The sequence below is a fragment of the Thalassotalea psychrophila genome (assembly GCF_031583595.1).
GTDB classification, from domain to species: domain Bacteria; phylum Pseudomonadota; class Gammaproteobacteria; order Enterobacterales; family Alteromonadaceae; genus Thalassotalea_A; species Thalassotalea_A psychrophila.
In genome coordinates, this window is sequence record NZ_CP134145.1 from 2477662 (window position 1) to 2492743 (window position 15082).

Annotated in this window: 16 protein-coding genes; 7 read left to right on the top strand and 9 right to left on the bottom strand. The window is 36.5% G+C overall.

Annotated features, from left to right (window positions below; translation table 11 throughout):
• Positions 1 to 110 precede the first annotated feature (110 nt).
• The 3 genes from RGQ13_RS10075 to ybaK all read left to right on the top strand — a co-directional run bounded on the left by RGQ13_RS10075 (position 111) and on the right by ybaK (position 1938).
• On the top strand, positions 111 to 806 hold the full coding sequence (locus RGQ13_RS10075; RefSeq protein ID WP_348389624.1) for an HvfX family Cu-binding RiPP maturation protein: 696 nt from the start codon (positions 111 to 113) through the stop codon (positions 804 to 806).
• Between the two features lie 97 nt (positions 807 to 903).
• A complete protein-coding gene (locus RGQ13_RS10080; RefSeq protein ID WP_348389625.1) occupies positions 904 to 1455 on the top strand; it encodes a nitroreductase family protein in 552 nt (183 codons plus the stop codon).
• A gap of 18 nt (positions 1456 to 1473) precedes the next feature.
• Positions 1474 to 1938 (top strand): Cys-tRNA(Pro) deacylase, encoded by a 465-nt coding sequence (gene ybaK / locus RGQ13_RS10085; RefSeq protein ID WP_348389626.1) that lies wholly within the window; start codon positions 1474 to 1476, stop codon positions 1936 to 1938.
• A 96-nt stretch (positions 1939 to 2034) separates the two neighbouring features.
• Here the strand turns inward: ybaK and asnS are convergent, their stop codons facing one another.
• Positions 2035 to 3435 carry an asparagine--tRNA ligase gene (gene asnS / locus RGQ13_RS10090; protein WP_348389627.1) on the bottom strand — a complete coding sequence of 467 codons (1401 nt, stop codon included), beginning with the start codon at positions 3433 to 3435 and terminating at the stop codon, positions 2035 to 2037.
• Between the two features lie 433 nt (positions 3436 to 3868).
• Entirely contained in the window at positions 3869 to 5170 is a 1302-nt protein-coding gene (bioA, locus tag RGQ13_RS10095; RefSeq protein WP_348389628.1) for an adenosylmethionine--8-amino-7-oxononanoate transaminase, read from the bottom strand.
• Between the two features lie 116 nt (positions 5171 to 5286).
• Here bioA and bioB point away from each other — a divergent pair, with 116 nt between their 5' ends.
• The 4 genes from bioB to bioD are packed head-to-tail and all read left to right on the top strand — an operon-like array spanning position 5287 to position 8968.
• Positions 5287 to 6348: a biotin synthase BioB gene (gene bioB / locus RGQ13_RS10100; protein WP_348389629.1), complete on the top strand. Its 1062-nt coding sequence runs from the start codon at positions 5287 to 5289 to the stop codon at positions 6346 to 6348.
• Positions 6349 to 6361: 13 nt separating this feature from the next.
• Complete coding sequence (locus tag RGQ13_RS10105; protein WP_348389630.1) at positions 6362 to 7537, top strand: aminotransferase class I/II-fold pyridoxal phosphate-dependent enzyme; 1176 nt, start codon at positions 6362 to 6364, stop codon at positions 7535 to 7537.
• Positions 7519 to 8304, top strand: coding sequence for a malonyl-ACP O-methyltransferase BioC (gene bioC / locus RGQ13_RS10110; RefSeq protein WP_348389631.1), 786 nt, complete (start codon positions 7519 to 7521; stop codon positions 8302 to 8304). The genes RGQ13_RS10105 and bioC overlap by 19 nt, the downstream gene beginning before the upstream one ends.
• Positions 8297 to 8968, top strand: a complete 672-nt coding sequence (bioD, locus tag RGQ13_RS10115; RefSeq protein WP_348389632.1) for a dethiobiotin synthase — start codon at positions 8297 to 8299, stop codon at positions 8966 to 8968. The genes bioC and bioD overlap by 8 nt, the downstream gene beginning before the upstream one ends.
• 138 nt (positions 8969 to 9106) lie before the next feature.
• Here bioD and RGQ13_RS10120 read toward each other — a convergent pair whose 3' ends face one another.
• The 7 genes from RGQ13_RS10120 to RGQ13_RS10150 form a co-directional block, all read right to left on the bottom strand.
• Complete coding sequence (locus RGQ13_RS10120; protein WP_348389633.1) at positions 9107 to 9514, bottom strand: type II toxin-antitoxin system HicB family antitoxin; 408 nt, start codon at positions 9512 to 9514, stop codon at positions 9107 to 9109.
• A 403-nt stretch (positions 9515 to 9917) separates the two neighbouring features.
• The gene (locus RGQ13_RS10125) at positions 9918 to 10616 is read right to left on the bottom strand and encodes an SCO family protein (protein WP_348389634.1); all 699 of its coding nucleotides are present in this window, start codon (positions 10614 to 10616) and stop codon (positions 9918 to 9920) included.
• 11 nt (positions 10617 to 10627) lie between these two features.
• On the bottom strand, positions 10628 to 11551 hold the full coding sequence (locus RGQ13_RS10130; protein ID WP_348389635.1) for a heme o synthase: 924 nt from the start codon (positions 11549 to 11551) through the stop codon (positions 10628 to 10630).
• Between the two features lie 35 nt (positions 11552 to 11586).
• Positions 11587 to 11901 carry a cytochrome C oxidase subunit IV family protein gene (locus tag RGQ13_RS10135; RefSeq protein ID WP_348389636.1) on the bottom strand — a complete coding sequence of 105 codons (315 nt, stop codon included), beginning with the start codon at positions 11899 to 11901 and terminating at the stop codon, positions 11587 to 11589.
• 34 nt (positions 11902 to 11935) lie between these two features.
• On the bottom strand, positions 11936 to 12610 hold the full coding sequence (locus tag RGQ13_RS10140; protein ID WP_348389637.1) for a heme-copper oxidase subunit III family protein: 675 nt from the start codon (positions 12608 to 12610) through the stop codon (positions 11936 to 11938).
• 7 nt (positions 12611 to 12617) lie between these two features.
• Positions 12618 to 13295 carry a cytochrome c oxidase subunit 3 gene (locus tag RGQ13_RS10145; RefSeq protein WP_348389638.1) on the bottom strand — a complete coding sequence of 226 codons (678 nt, stop codon included), beginning with the start codon at positions 13293 to 13295 and terminating at the stop codon, positions 12618 to 12620.
• Positions 13292 to 15082, bottom strand: coding sequence for a cytochrome c oxidase subunit I (locus tag RGQ13_RS10150; protein WP_348389639.1), 1791 nt, complete (start codon positions 15080 to 15082; stop codon positions 13292 to 13294). Before RGQ13_RS10150 ends, RGQ13_RS10145 begins: the two co-directional genes overlap by 4 nt.

The following is a 15082-nucleotide window of genomic DNA, read 5'->3' on the forward strand; positions in this document are numbered from 1 at the left end:
AATTACACATATTGTTTAAACAAAAAATGTATGAAATATAATTTGAACTACAATGTTCTTATTAGTTATTGAAATATAGAAATAAAATAAATACTAATTTAAGGACAAAAATGAATATCATAAATTTATATAACACGGTAGTTGATAAGTTGTTGAAGCTAGATGCTATACCTGCTTTATTAATAAGAATTTTTTTAGCGCCAGTATTTATTATCGCGGGCTATAACAAGATGCAATTAAGTAATAGTGAACTTGATCTGTTTGAACAAATTATGGTCAAACCTGAAATTGCTGAGTGGTTTGGGAATGCAGAGTGGGGGCTTGGATTACCATTTCCTGAAATTTTAGCCAATTTAGCCGCGTGGACTGAATTTTTTGGAGGTTGGTTAATTTTAATTGGCTTAGCAACACGTTTACTCAGTATTCCCTTAATGTTTACCATGATTGTGGCGGCAACAACTGTTCATTTAGATAATGGCTGGTTCGCTGTTACTCCTACGAATCCAGATACCAGTTCAGCTCAGGTGTTTTCTTGGGTTGGCTTTGAAAGTGCCGATAGCAGTCTACAAAATAGCGAAGAAGCAGGTACAAGACTAACTAAGATTAGAGAAATTGTAGATAAGAATGGTAATCCTGAATGGCTTTACGAAAAAGGTAATGTGGTATTACTAAATAATGGTATAGAATTCGCCTCCACTTATTTTATTATGTTATTAGCATTATTTTTTATTGGTGCGGGCCGATACGTAAGTTTAGATTACTGGCTTTTTAAACCTGAAGAAGATGATGTAAAACCAATTGAATAAATTTATTTTTGAAAAAATACCAAAAAGATCTGAAAATTATTTTTCAGGTCTGTTTTTATGTTAATTTAAATCATTCTCATTTATTAAAATTCAATTTATGTCCGCGATTAAATTTTTATTATCAAGACAATCAAATGGTTTCTTAGCTGAACCCGGCCCTTCACCTGAACAATTAAAATCCATTTTTGCTACCGCCATGGCAGTTCCTGATCATGCTGGATTAAACCCTTATAAATTTCATCAAATAGAAGGCGATGGTTTAACAAAGTTAACCAACATATATGTTGATGCAATTAAAGCGATAACAAACGACGAGTTTAAAATTGCTAAAGCCGAAAAAATGGCTTACCGGGCGCCATTACTCATTGTGGTATCAACAGATTATAAAAAGCACCCAAAGGTACCGGAACAAGAGCAATTAGTTACTGCTGGTTGTGCTGCCCATGCAGTACAGATGGCTAGCACTGCGTTAGGGTTTGGTTCTATGTGGCGTACAGGTGATGTAGCTTATAGCAATATAGTAAAAAAGGGGCTTGGTATATCAGCCAACAATGACATTGTTGGCTTCATATATATTGGCTCTAAGAGTAAAGAATTACCTAACAAAACAAGAAAAACTGCTGATGATTTTATTGAAATTTGGCAGTAATATACTTATTGGTACGCTATGACTCCTGCAATAAATCTCGCTATAAAATATCAAATTGATTTTGAGGTTCATCAATACATCCATGATGTAAATGCTGCTTCGTATGGTATAGAGGCCGCAGAGAAACTTAACATTGAAGCAAGTAGGGTATTTAAAACGTTAGTTGTCGTTAATGAGCAAAATAAACTTCTAGTGGCAATTGTACCTGTAGAGCAGCAATTAAATTTAAAGCTGTTTGCCAAAGCTAGTAAATCTAAAAGGGTGTCAATGGCAGAACCTAAAACTGTAGAGCGAAGCACTGGTTACGTATTAGGAGGAGTTAGTCCATTAGGGCAAAAACGATTATTAACTACTGTTATTGATCAAAGTGCAGAGCAGCATCAAACCATTTATGTGAGTGCTGGTAAACGTGGTTTAGAAATTGAACTCGCACCTAAAGATTTAAGTCAGGCCTTGAATGCTACATTTGTAACTATCACTTAATCTGTATGTTAAATTTAAATGTTTTAATTTTAAATACAAAAAAGGCGCTATGCGCCTTTTTTATTTTAATTATTATATAAATGCGCAGCAAATATATTAGTAATCAGCATTATTCGGTGTACGTGGGAAAGGGATCACGTCACGAACGTTTTGCATGCCTGTTGCATAAACAACTAAACGTTCAAAGCCTAAGCCAAAACCAGCATGAGGAACAGTGCCGTAACGACGTAAGTCGCGGTACCAACTGTAATCAGCCTTGTCTAAGCCCATTTCACCTAAACGCATATCAAGTACATCTAAACGTTCTTCACGTTGTGCGCCACCAATGATCTCACCGATACCTGGCGCAAGTACATCCATAGCAGCAACTGTTTTACCATCATCATTTAAACGCATGTAAAAAGCTTTAATGTCTTTCGGGTAATTCATTAATACCAGTGGACCTTTAACATGCTCTTCAGCAAGGTAACGTTCGTGTTCTGAATTTAAATCTACACCCCATTCAACTTTGTTTTCAAATTTCTTACCACATTTTTGTAAGATATCGATAGCATCGGTGTAATCCATACGCACAAAGTCTGAATCGACTACTGATTGCAAACGGTCAATAACGGTTTTATCAACTCGTTGTTGGAAGAAAGCCATGTCATCTGGGCGTTCTTTTAAAACAGCTTTAAATACATAACGTAACATTTCTTCAGCAAGTGTAGCTGCATCGCCTAAATCAGCAAAGGCAATTTCAGGCTCCATCATCCAAAACTCTGCTAAATGACGTGAAGTATTTGAATTTTCAGCACGGAATGTAGGACCAAAGGTATAAACCTTAGACATGGCACAGGCTAGCGTTTCAGCGTTAAGCTGACCAGATACCGTTAGGAATGTTTCTTTACCGAAAAAATCTTCGGTGTAATCAACTGCACCTTTATCATCACGAGGTAAGTTTTCTAAATCTAACGTACTTACACGGAACATTTCACCTGCACCTTCGGTATCAGACCCAGTAATTAGAGGCGTGCTGATCCAGAAGTAACCTTTTTCATGCATGAAGCGATGAATAGCTTGCGCTAAACAGTTACGAACGCGAGTTACGGCGCCGCCTATATTAGTGCGATTACGTAAATGAGCTTGTTCACGTAAAAATTCAATTGAATGACGTTTTGCCGCCATTGGGTAAGTATCTGGGTCTTCAACAAAACCAAGTACTTCAACATTCGTCGCTTGAATTTCAAACGATTGACCTTTACCCATAGACTCAACAAGCGTACCGGTTACAGAAACTGATGCCCCAGTAGTTAATTTTAAAACTTCTTCTTCATAATTATTCAAATCACTTGGCACAACTGCTTGAATAGGATCGAAACACGAACCATCGTGAATAGCTAAAAAGGAAATACCGGCTTTAGAGTCACGGCGGGTTCTGATCCAACCCTTTACTGTCACTGTTTCGCCAACAGCTGATTTACCCGCTAGGGCATCAGTAATTGCAGTAAATGTCATTATTGACCTCATTTTATTTGAATAATTAATAGATTAATAAACGCATTTTAAAAATATGCGCTTTTTGAATGGGTGTATTTTACCTAGGCTAAAATTAGACTCAAGCAATACTTACTTTAATACACCAATTAATACCAAATCCATTAAATAATTGCTCATTTAGCGAGAATTAAAAGGTTTATATACAAGGCATTGATTGCAGATAATGGTAATTCCCTTGTCAAAATTAATAACGCAGTAGATAAGCCTTTTAAACTCGCCCTTTGGGAACTTGTATTAGCAATGATAACTGCGCCAAATTTGTTTAATATAGAATAACTAAATCAAATAAATTTGGCTTGTTCTCCCTACTAATACATAGTTCTAAATTGATCAATTATTTAATGGAGTTGGTATAATACCTTAAACAGGCTTATTTTAACGTTTGTTTATTTTATTTATTAAAAAGATCATCACAATCAATGATTTTAGCCATTGCCGTGGTTAATTTATATAATTCGTCTCGGCTAATCACAAACGGTGGCATTATATAAATAAGCTTGCCGAAAGGTCTGATCCAAACACCAAGTTCAACAAATTTCTTTTGAATGTTTGCCATGTTCACCGAATACTTAGCTTCTATTACGCCAATAGCACCAAGCACTCGAACATTCTCAACATTTCTATTAGTAGCTAACGGTAAAAGTTCGGTTTTTAATTGTGCTTCAATATTACTTACTTGGCTTTGCCAGTCATTGTTAACAAGTAAATCTAAACTAGCATTTGCCGCGGCGCAGGCTAGTGGGTTGCCCATAAACGTAGGGCCATGCATAAACACACCAGCTTCTCCTTCACTGATGATTGTAGCCACATGTTCAGTACATAGTGTTGCTGCAAGTGTAAGATAACCTCCAGTTAATGCCTTACCCAAACATAAGATATCAGGGCTAATACCTGCATGCTCACAGGCAAATAATTTTCCGCTGCGACCAAATCCCGTAGCAATTTCATCGGCAATTAGTAAAACATCGTATTGATCGCACAATTCTCGGCAAGCTTTTAAAAATTCAGGGTGGTAAAAACGCATACCACCAGCACCTTGTACTATCGGTTCTAATATAAGTGCAGCAATATGTTGATGATTATCATTAAACTGTTGCTTTATACTATCCAACTCAGATTCGTGCCACGTTTGATTAAAACCAATTTGTGGAGCGTCTGCAAAGTAGTTTTCAGTAATAAATCCACTAAACAATTGATGCATACCATTAACAGGATCGCAAACAGACATAGCAGCAAACGTATCACCATGGTAACCATTTTTAATAGTCAGAAGCCTATTTTTAGCTGGTTTATTTTTACTATGTTGATATTGGATAGCCATTTTTATAGCAACTTCTACCGCTACAGAGCCGCTATCGGCAAGAAATACTTTATTTAAACCTGCAGGCGTTAAGTTGATTAGCTTTTCTGCTAAATCTACAGCCGGTTGATGAGTTAAACCGCCAAACATTACATGTGAGAACTTATCTATTTGTACTTTCATCGCATCATTTAACGCAGGGTGATTGTAACCATGGACAACAGACCACCAAGATGACATACCATCGATGATTTTTTCACCGCTGGATAAATGTAAATATACACCTTCAGCGTGTTCGACAAGGTAAGATGGCAGCGGCGTAGCCATTGAAGTGTATGGGTGCCAAAGATGTTCTTGGTCATACGTTAAGATTTCTGTATACTTTTTAACCATAGGTAAACAATTAGTCTTTTAGTTAGTTGACAGGCTGATTGAGAAAGCTAGACTACCCATTAAATGCAAAACATGCAATAACCCGTTATATAGCAGTTACATCTACAGAGAATCTTATGTCAATAAATGCCATTGTCCGAAACGACTGGACCGTATCTGAAGTACAAGCACTTTTTAATTTACCGTTTAACGATCTAATGTTTCAAGCACAAACTGTGCATCGAGCTAATTTTAATCCAAACGAAGTACAAGTGAGCACATTATTATCAATTAAAACTGGCGCTTGCCCGGAAGATTGTAAATATTGTTCACAAAGTGCCAGATACAGCACTGATGTTGATAAAGAAAAATTAATGGAAGTTGATAATGTGTTAGAAGCCGCTAAAAAGGCTAAAGCACAGGGTTCCACTCGTTTTTGTATGGGCGCAGGTTGGAGAAATCCAAAAGCTCGCGATATGCCCCATATTGTAAAAATGGTTGAGGGTGTAAGAGAGCTAGGCATGGAAACATGTATGACGCTTGGTATGTTATCAAAAGAGCAGGCAGATACACTTAGTGTCGCTGGTTTAGATTACTACAATCACAATTTAGATACGTCTCCTGAACATTATAACCAAATCATTACAACGCGTACCTATCAAGACAGATTAGACACCTTAGACAATGTTCGAGGTTCAGGCATGAAAGTGTGTAGTGGCGGTATTATGGGGCTTGGCGAAACTTCAGTTGATCGGGCATCATTATTAGTACAACTTGCCAACCTCGACAAACAACCTGAAAGTGTTCCTATTAACATGCTAGTTAAAATTGATGGTACGCCATTAGCTGAGGTTGCGGATTTAGATAACTTTGATTTTATTCGTTGTATCGCTGTGGCACGTTTAATGATGCCAAAATCACATGTTCGACTATCTGCAGGTCGTGATGCAATGAATGAACAAATGCAAGCAATGTGTTTCCTTGCCGGCGCTAATTCAATTTTCTATGGTTGTAAATTGCTTACTACAGATAACCCTGAAGCTGATGCCGATATGATGTTATTTAAAAAGTTAGGTATTAATACTGAACGATTAAATGCTCAAACAGAAGGGCAACAAGCAGACGAAGAATATGCACTAAGAACGGCTATTGTGAATAACGAAAATAAAGATTTGTTTTACGACGCCACTGTAGAATAGTACCAGTTAGCCAATGTCATTTTCGTTTATACAAGCACAGCTTGCTAAGCAACAAGCGTTAAATCTTTATCGAACTCGTAAAGTATTAGATAAAGGTACCGGGCGTTTGTTGATACATCAAGGTGTTAAATACATAAACTTTTCAAGTAATGATTACCTTGGGTTAAGTCAGCACCCAGATATAAAGTCGGCTTATATTAAAGGCATAGAACAATATGGTTGTGGCTCTGGCTCATCGAGTTTGGTAACTGGTTACAGTAAAGCCCATCAAGAGTTAGAAGAATTGATCGCTGATTGGCAACAAGCACCTAAGTGCTTGTTGTTTTCAACTGGCTTTAGCGCTAATTCCGGGGTGTTATCTACACTCGGGCAAAATACCAATACCGGTTTCTACCTAGATAAACTTAGTCATGCTTCTCTGATTGATGGTGCTTTTAACTCTAGAGCTAAAAGTAAGCGCTTTAAGCATAACGATATTAATCAGCTCAACGAGATGCTCAGCAATAGTAATTCTATTGACAAGTTAATCATTGCTGAAGGCGTTTACAGTATGGATGGCGATACGGGGAATTTATCTGGCCTTAATGATGCGGCTTTAAAACATCAGGCCAATTTATATATTGATGACGCCCATGGTGTTGGTGTACTTGGCAATAATGGCCAAGGTACATTTTCCCAACAAGGAATTGAAAAAGGCAGTCATCTAATTCAAATGATCACCTTTGGTAAGGCGCTAGCAACGCAAGGTGCTGCGGTTACTGGTAGCGAAGAGTTTATTGATTATTTAGTTAACCGTTGTCGTGATTATATTTATTCAACGGCTATGCCTGCTGCTAATGCGTTGGCAACAATTGCCAGCATTAAGCTTTGTCATTCTGAACGTTGGCGTAGAGAAAAAATAAGCAAACTTACAAATTTATTCAAATCTAAACTCGATGAATGTATCGAAATAACTGATTCAGAGTCATCAATAATTGGTATTTTAACCGGTAGTGAAGAAAGCGCATTGTTTTGCCAGCAGCAATTAAAAAACAATGGTTTTTGGCTAACCGCAATTCGTCCACCTACTGTTGAAAACGGCAAGTCAAGGTTACGCGTTACTATAACCTCTAACCATAACGACAATGATATCAGTGAGTTAGCTAATCGCATTAATGAGGTTATAGGCAAATGCCTTCAGAACAAATAAAACTACAAATTGCCAATACATTTGGTAATGCATCATCATCTTATGATGATTCTGCTAGATTACAGCGCTATTCTGGGGAATTATTGCTGTCGAAACTACCTAAAAACACCGACAGTGTAGTATTAGATTTGGGTAGTGGTACTGGTTACTTTGCTGAAGTTTTAGCAACTAAATTTAATACTGTAATAGGCTTAGATTTATCAAAAGAAATGCTAAACTTTTCAAAATTAAACCGTAACAAAAACATAAATTGGCTAAATGCCGACATGCACAATATACCATTGGCTGATAACAGTGTTGATATAGTATTTTCTAACCTTGCTATACAGTGGTGTAACCCATTAACAGATGCGTTTATTGAAATAAAGCGGATATTAAAACCTGACGGAGTACTGATTTTCTCAAGTTTATTAGATGGTACTTTAACTGAATTAAAGCAATCATGGCTTAGTGTTGACAATGATGACCATGTGATCGATTTTAATGAATTAATTGATATTGAAAACTCTTTACAAATTAGTGGTTTGAGCATAACTAAACTTGAGAAAAAACCGGTTGTACTTGATTATGATAATGTACGACACTTAGCAAAAGAGCTTAAAAATTTAGGTGCCAGTAAAGTTCCAAACAGAGCTCGTAAAGGGCTGTCAGGCAAAAACCGTTGGAAAAAAATGACACAAGCATATGACGGATATTTGACAAAACAGGGTGTTTACCCTGCAACCTATCAACTTTGTACCGGTATGGTGATGAATACTCATGAGTAGTTTTTTTATTACAGCAACAGATACAGATGCAGGAAAAACTTTAATTGCCACAGCATTAACGGCTAGCTTAGTAGCCAGTAATAAAAGTGTTGCTGTTTTTAAGCCTGTTTCTGCTGGATGTGATTTAGTTGACGACACCCTTGTAAATCAAGATGCCAAGCTTTTACAAGGCCAGGCGAATTGTCAGCAGTCAATTACAAATATTAACCCTATTGCTTTTGCTGAGCCGATAGCACCGCATATCGCAGCCTTGAACGATAATACTGAAATAACAACAGAACTGATCTGTGAACATTTTAACGAAGTTATGCAAATAAAATCGGATGTGATCATAACTGAAGGAGCGGGTGGCTGGCGCTTACCTTTAGGTAACGGAGAATTTCTCTCTGATTTTGTCAGACAACAACAACTGGATGTAATTTTAGTTGTAGGTATGAAATTAGGCTGTTTAAATCATGCCATTTTAACGTATGAAAGCATTATTAACGACGGCGTTAACATTGTTGGCTGGGTAGCAAATCATCCCGTTCATATGCCATACCTTGAAGAGAACATTGAATTACTTAAATCAACATTCAAAGCACCATTACTAGGCCGACTTGGATTTGTAAGTGATTTAGAGCAAGCAATTAATTCTATAGATATAAGGCACTTAATTAACTAAAGGCTTTTTATTTCAACTTCAAAAATTAAAAGCGCAGCTAACCTTGGTTAGCTGCGCTTTTTTTACAGTGTTCTAAACATCAATAGCTGCTTTGTCTTTATTCTAGTGACAAATTGATATCCATTTATCCGAATCGATTTAACTATCTTTTAATTCATTTATAGCAGCAGTAGCCAAAAAACCAGAACGAGTAGCATAGTTTGGATTTGATGAAACCCGCTCATCTATTTTCTTAATTAACAGTTCTGGTAGTGTCACATTAATTTTATGGCTTTTACCTAAAAATGGGGTGATGTCGATATCGACTACTGCCCACACACCCCCTCTAAATTCCATTTTACTAACATGAACTTCAAAAGTCGAAGCGCTTGGAATGTCCTCTGAGTATTCTGCTAACAAAGAAAGATGGCCTTCTATAACAGCAATAATTTCATTTAAAGCGATGTCCATTGTTTTAGCTCTACAGCTACAACCAGGCATGTCAGGAACGGTGACTTTGTAATCATTTGATTCTGGGTTAAACAACAAAACGATAGGGAAGCGCATAGCTAAATTCTCTCAATTAAATGCAATTATTTGATAACTCTAACAACCCTGAGAGATGAAATCAATAGGACTCTGATAACTCCGTACCAACTAAAGGCGATAACTCCGCTAACCCTTAATGATAATACATCACTAACCCTGCTAACTCTTAAATAAAGTATGTGAATATTCACCTACCGCGTAGTTATCTACAAGTATGGCTGCATTAGATGAGTCAGTGAATTCAAAGCACGTAAGTAAATTGGTGGTTATTTGATCACCGTGTTATCCACAGGGTATTGGTTAAAGTTTATGTTAGAGTTATTGGAGGCGAAGGTATTTTAAATAAAAGATTAGAATGACTAATGGAATAACGTAATTGTTATTGTATTCATAGTTTAATTTTACGTTTTAAAAAGGGTCTCTAACTGGAATGTTTTATATTTATATAGTCAATTGTTTTGGTTATATCTTCAAATAGCCATGCCTGATTAAATGTTGGCAAGGTATTATCGAGTTCGCTTATTGACGGGTATGGTTTAAAAACTGCAACGAGTTTGCCGGTAGGATTTATTAAAAACAAATGAACACCATGGCTAACATTAACTTGGGGAACATTGTTTATTATATTAGTTTCAACATTTGCTTTAATACCTAAAGTATCGGCAAAAGCATCTTTCATATTTGCTAATTTGTCTTGTGTTAAACCAATAAATTTATCATCAAAAAATCGTAAGTATTGTTTTATATTCTCAGGCCTATCTCTGTTTGAATCGACGCTGTAAAACACGTAATTAATAATATACGGTTTGTTTTGTAACTGCTCCTTAAGCTTCGTCAACAACAATAGGGTCGTTGGACAAACATCAGGACATTGCAAATAGCCATAACTGATTAAATGCCAATTACCGATTAAATTATCATTGTTAAATAGATGATTATTTTGATCGACAAGTGTAAATGGAGCTAATTCATAGGGTGTAATTAAAATTGTACCGCTAATTCGTGGAGGTACTATGTGAGAAGCATTGTTTGATGGGAATGTTAAATATATCAAGATGCTTATAGAGATAAATAAAATAAAACCAATCCCGGCAAAGAATAACTTGGATGGCGCATTCATTATTGTGGCCATTAACGAATAAAAATGAACCAATAATGATCAACTAAAAGAGCCATAAATAGACCTAATAGGTAATATATTGATACATAAAAGCATTTAATAGCACTGCTAGAATTTGGGAAGAATTTAAGTTTGACTGCTGAATACAGGAACCAAGCAGATAGCCCTGCGGTGAACATACTGTAAATATAACCGCTCATACCTGTAATAACCGGGATGTAACTGACTAATATGGTTAAAAGGGTATATACAATTACACAGTTTTTTGTATATGGAATACCTTTTACGACCGGTAGCATAGGCACTTTTGCTTTTTTATAATCTTCAATTCTATCTATCGCCAAAGCCCAAAAGTGCGCAGGAGTCCAAAAGAAGATTATCGCTAAAAGCACAATGCCATTAAGCGTTATTTCGTTTGTCATCGCTGTCCAACCTAATAATGGCGGTAAGGCTCCGGATAAGCCTCCTATAACAATATTTTGCGGCGTCGTGTGTTTTAAATAAAGGCTGTAGATGAATGCATAACCAATTAAACCAGCAAATGTTAATAGCGCCGTTAGTGCGTTTACATAAACAATGAGTAAGGTCATAGAAGTAAATGCTAAAACAGTCGCTAACAGTTTAGCAACATTGCTATTTACACTACCTACAACCATAGGGCGTTTATGGGTACGTACCATTTTACTATCAATATTTACATCAACTAAGTGATTAATAATGGCCGCTGCACTTGCTGCAAATCCTATCCCAATTAAAGCGATGAACATTATTGATAGCCGATTTATCGAGGTGTCTTGTGATAAATTAGGTGTTAATTGCATGCCAACAAAAGCAGTTATTAACAACATAAGTACAACTTTAGGCTTGCACATTTCAAAATATGCCCAAGCATGTAAACTAAATTTTTTTTGTAAACTAACTATTTGTTCAACCATTTTAAATGCCTGTTATTATTAGTTTTAAATTTGAACTATTGCCAAAACGTTAATCGGTTTAAATAAGTATAATCAGCCTCTATAGCCATCAGGATAATAAAAACAAGAATTGCTATAGGGGGCACAAATAGCAATAATTTTACTGAGTATTTCTCCCAACTAACATGCATGAATATACCTATAATCAATCCTGCTTTTAAAAACATGAACACAAGTATTAGGGTCCACCTAACGATTCCTTGCACTTGAAAATAGTCAACAAGATACGAAAGTGTACTTAGAACAAATAACAAGCACCATATTTTCAAATAAAGGCTAATTGGATGTTGTTCATCGCTAGATTGACTCATGATAATTCTCCATTAAACTAATATAGCCAGTAAGCTACCAAAGATAGAAAAAGGCGAAAATAAACACCCAAACTAAATCTACAAAATGCCAATACAAACCGGTGATCTCAACAATATGAAAACCTTTTTTGTCATAATCGCCTTTGCGCACTTTATTAGCGACTATCGCTAAATAAATAACGCCACAACTGACATGTAAACCATGAAAGCCAGTGATCATAAAAAATATAGAACCAAATTGAGCTGCACCTAGTGGATTAGCCCAAGGTCTGATTCCTTCATCAACAATTAACTTAGTCCACTCAAAGGCTTGCATACCAACAAAAGATGCACCTAATACTGCGGTTAAGATCATCAAATAAAATGTTTTAGATTTATCTCCCTTATAAGCAAAGTTAACTGCCATTGCCATGGTGCCACTGCTGGTTATCAAGATAAATGTCATAATCGCGATCAATACTAAAGGTATGTGGTTTCCTGCAATGGTTAGCGCAAAGACTTCACTTGAGCTAGGCCAATCGGCTGTCGTTGTCATCCTAACTTTCATATAACTGGTTAAGAAAATACTGAATATAAAAGTATCACTTAACAAGAATATCCACATCATCAACTTACCCCAAGGCATGTTGAACGTTTCTTTATCAGCAGACCAATCGCTTACAGCACTTTGCCAAGAGCTTGTTTGATCAGTGTGTTTGTTATTTGACATAAATCACCTAAAAGCCGCAAATTTGGGCTATTGTTTTAAATGTTTCAGTTGAGCTTGTTAATAAACCAAATAATGCAATCCATAATATGAGTAGGTAGTGCCAATAGGTTGTGGCTAGTTGTAAAGCTTGATCAAATTTCTTTGAATTATTGTTACGGTAAAATATATAGATAAGCCTAAATACAGCAAACAGCCCTCCCAGTAGATGCAGGGCGTGCATACCGGTAAGTAAATAGAAGAAACTATTAGCAGGGTTAGAGTTAACATAATAGCCGTTGCTGTTTAATAGTTGCCACACTTGCCATTGCCCAAATATAAATAGCAAACTTGTGGTCATTGCTACGGTGATCAAAGTAAATTTAACATTGGCCGAAACTTTTGTTCTAAATTGAACTGAAATTTGCAATAAAATACTCGCTAACAAAATTAAACCAGTATTTATCAGCAATTGATTACTGTTTTCTAACGGTAACCAGGGTTCGCCCGCTAACGCTTGAAAATCAGCAAATTGAGTGCGTGACAAGAAAGTAATTATAAAAAGGAAAAACAACATAGAAACAACAGTTAGAAAAAACTTGAGAGCTGTTTTACCTGGTGTGTAATTGTCTTCTACTATGTGTTCAAAACCAGTTCCTGTTGAACTTCCAATCCAAGGCTTTTCACTTAATGTATTAAAAACCTTCATGAGTCTTCTCCATGTTTTTCAGGGCTATGACCCTCATATATGGAATTGTCGAGCATCTTCACTTCGTTATCAGGAAGGTTTTGCGGTAGAAAATCATCAGTAGCGCCAGGTACACTAAAGTCATAAGCCCAGCGATGCACTACCGGTAATTTTTCTCCCCAATTGCCATGTTTGGGTGGGTGATCAGGTGTTTGCCACTCTAAACTTGTTGCTCCCCATGGATTTGGAGGTGACTTTTTGCCATATTTTAAACTATAGATGACATTGTATAAGAATATTAATTGCACCACGCCAACGATAATTGCAGACACGGTAATACTGGCATTTAATGATTCCGCAGACTCAGGAATAAAATTGGTTTCACCCATGGCAAAATACCGTCGAGGTACGCCTAAGAAGCCTAAATAATGCATCGGCAAGTATATTGCGTAGGTGCCTAAGAAAGTAAACCAAAAATGGATTTTACCTAAACCATTATGAAAATATCGTCCAGTAATTTTTGGATACCAGTGATAAATGGCAGCAAATAATACCATCACCGGTGATACCCCCATTACCATATGAAAATGTGCGACAACAAAATAGGTATCTGATAGTGGTAAATCAACTACAACATTACCTAACCAAAGGCCGGTTAAACCGCCATGAGTAAAGGTGAAAATAAAACCTATTGCAAATAACATTGGTACCGTTAAATGAATATTGCCTTTCCAAAGTGTTAATACCCAATTATAGACTTTGAGCGCAGTTGGCACGGCAATAATCAAGGTAGTCGTTGCAAAAAAGAATCCGAAATATGGGTTCATGCCACTTACATACATATGATGCGCCCAAACGATAAAACTTAAACCACCAATTGCAACAATGGCCCAAACCATCATTCGATAGCCAAATATATTTTTACGTGCATGAGTTGCAATAACATCTGATACCATGCCAAATGCAGGTAGGGCAACGATGTATACTTCAGGATGTCCGAAGAACCAAAACAAATGTTGAAATAGAATAGGGCTGCCATTGGTATATTGTAATGACTCGCCTAATGAAATTATCGCCGGCATAAAGAAGCTAGTACCTAATAATTTATCAAACAACATCATAATAGCGCTAACTAACAAAGCAGGAAATGCGAGTAGACCTAGAATTGTGGCAATAAAAATACCCCATATCGTTAATGGCATCCGCATTAATGTCATGCCTTTAGTTCTTGCTTGCAATACCGTAGTTACGTAGTTCAAACCTCCCATTGTGAAAGCCACAATAAATATTGCCAATGAAATTAACATTAAAATAATGCCTTTATCAGAGCCGGGGGTGCCTTGCAGTATTGCTTGGGGAGGATAAAGCGTCCAACCAGCTCCCGTTGGACCACCAGTGACAAAAAAACTACAAATAAGGACGATAACAGCTAATAAATAAGTCCAATAGCTCAGCATATTTAGATAAGGAAACACCATATCTTTTGCACCGACCATTAATGGAATTAAGTAGTTACCAAAGCCACCTAACAATAGTGCAGTTAATAAATAAATAACCATGATCATGCCATGCATAGTTACAAACTGAAGATATGAACTAGGATCGATAAAAGAAAAACTGTCTGGAAAGCCTAATTGAAGGCGCATCATCCCAGATAGTACCAATGCTATTAATCCTACGAAAATGGCAGTAATGGCGTATTGTATAGCAATTACTTTATGATCTTGGCTCCAAATATACTTACGAATAAAACCACTTGGTTCATGGTCCTCTTCTTCTATTTGATCGGCTATCGCAATGTGTGTCAT

Excerpts from the sequence above, each read along its gene's own strand:
- RGQ13_RS10075 (WP_348389624.1), top strand. The coding sequence starts at position 111 with ATGAATATCATAAATTTATATAACACGGTAGTTGATAAGTTGTTGAAG.
- RGQ13_RS10080 (WP_348389625.1), top strand. The coding sequence starts at position 904 with ATGTCCGCGATTAAATTTTTATTATCAAGACAATCAAATGGTTTCTTA.
- ybaK (WP_348389626.1), top strand. The coding sequence starts at position 1,474 with ATGACTCCTGCAATAAATCTCGCTATAAAATATCAAATTGATTTTGAG.
- asnS (WP_348389627.1), bottom strand. The coding sequence starts at position 3,435 with ATGACATTTACTGCAATTACTGATGCCCTAGCGGGTAAATCAGCTGTT.
- bioA (WP_348389628.1), bottom strand. The coding sequence starts at position 5,170 with ATGGTTAAAAAGTATACAGAAATCTTAACGTATGACCAAGAACATCTT.
- bioB (WP_348389629.1), top strand. The coding sequence starts at position 5,287 with ATGTCAATAAATGCCATTGTCCGAAACGACTGGACCGTATCTGAAGTA.
- RGQ13_RS10105 (WP_348389630.1), top strand. The coding sequence starts at position 6,362 with ATGTCATTTTCGTTTATACAAGCACAGCTTGCTAAGCAACAAGCGTTA.
- bioC (WP_348389631.1), top strand. The coding sequence starts at position 7,519 with ATGCCTTCAGAACAAATAAAACTACAAATTGCCAATACATTTGGTAAT.
- bioD (WP_348389632.1), top strand. The coding sequence starts at position 8,297 with ATGAGTAGTTTTTTTATTACAGCAACAGATACAGATGCAGGAAAAACT.
- RGQ13_RS10120 (WP_348389633.1), bottom strand. The coding sequence starts at position 9,514 with ATGCGCTTCCCTATCGTTTTGTTGTTTAACCCAGAATCAAATGATTAC.
- RGQ13_RS10125 (WP_348389634.1), bottom strand. The coding sequence starts at position 10,616 with ATGAATGCGCCATCCAAGTTATTCTTTGCCGGGATTGGTTTTATTTTA.
- RGQ13_RS10130 (WP_348389635.1), bottom strand. The coding sequence starts at position 11,551 with ATGGTTGAACAAATAGTTAGTTTACAAAAAAAATTTAGTTTACATGCT.
- RGQ13_RS10135 (WP_348389636.1), bottom strand. The coding sequence starts at position 11,901 with ATGAGTCAATCTAGCGATGAACAACATCCAATTAGCCTTTATTTGAAA.
- RGQ13_RS10140 (WP_348389637.1), bottom strand. The coding sequence starts at position 12,610 with ATGTCAAATAACAAACACACTGATCAAACAAGCTCTTGGCAAAGTGCT.
- RGQ13_RS10145 (WP_348389638.1), bottom strand. The coding sequence starts at position 13,295 with ATGAAGGTTTTTAATACATTAAGTGAAAAGCCTTGGATTGGAAGTTCA.
- RGQ13_RS10150 (WP_348389639.1), bottom strand. The coding sequence starts at position 15,082 with ATGACACACATTGCGATAGCCGATCAAATAGAAGAAGAGGACCATGAA.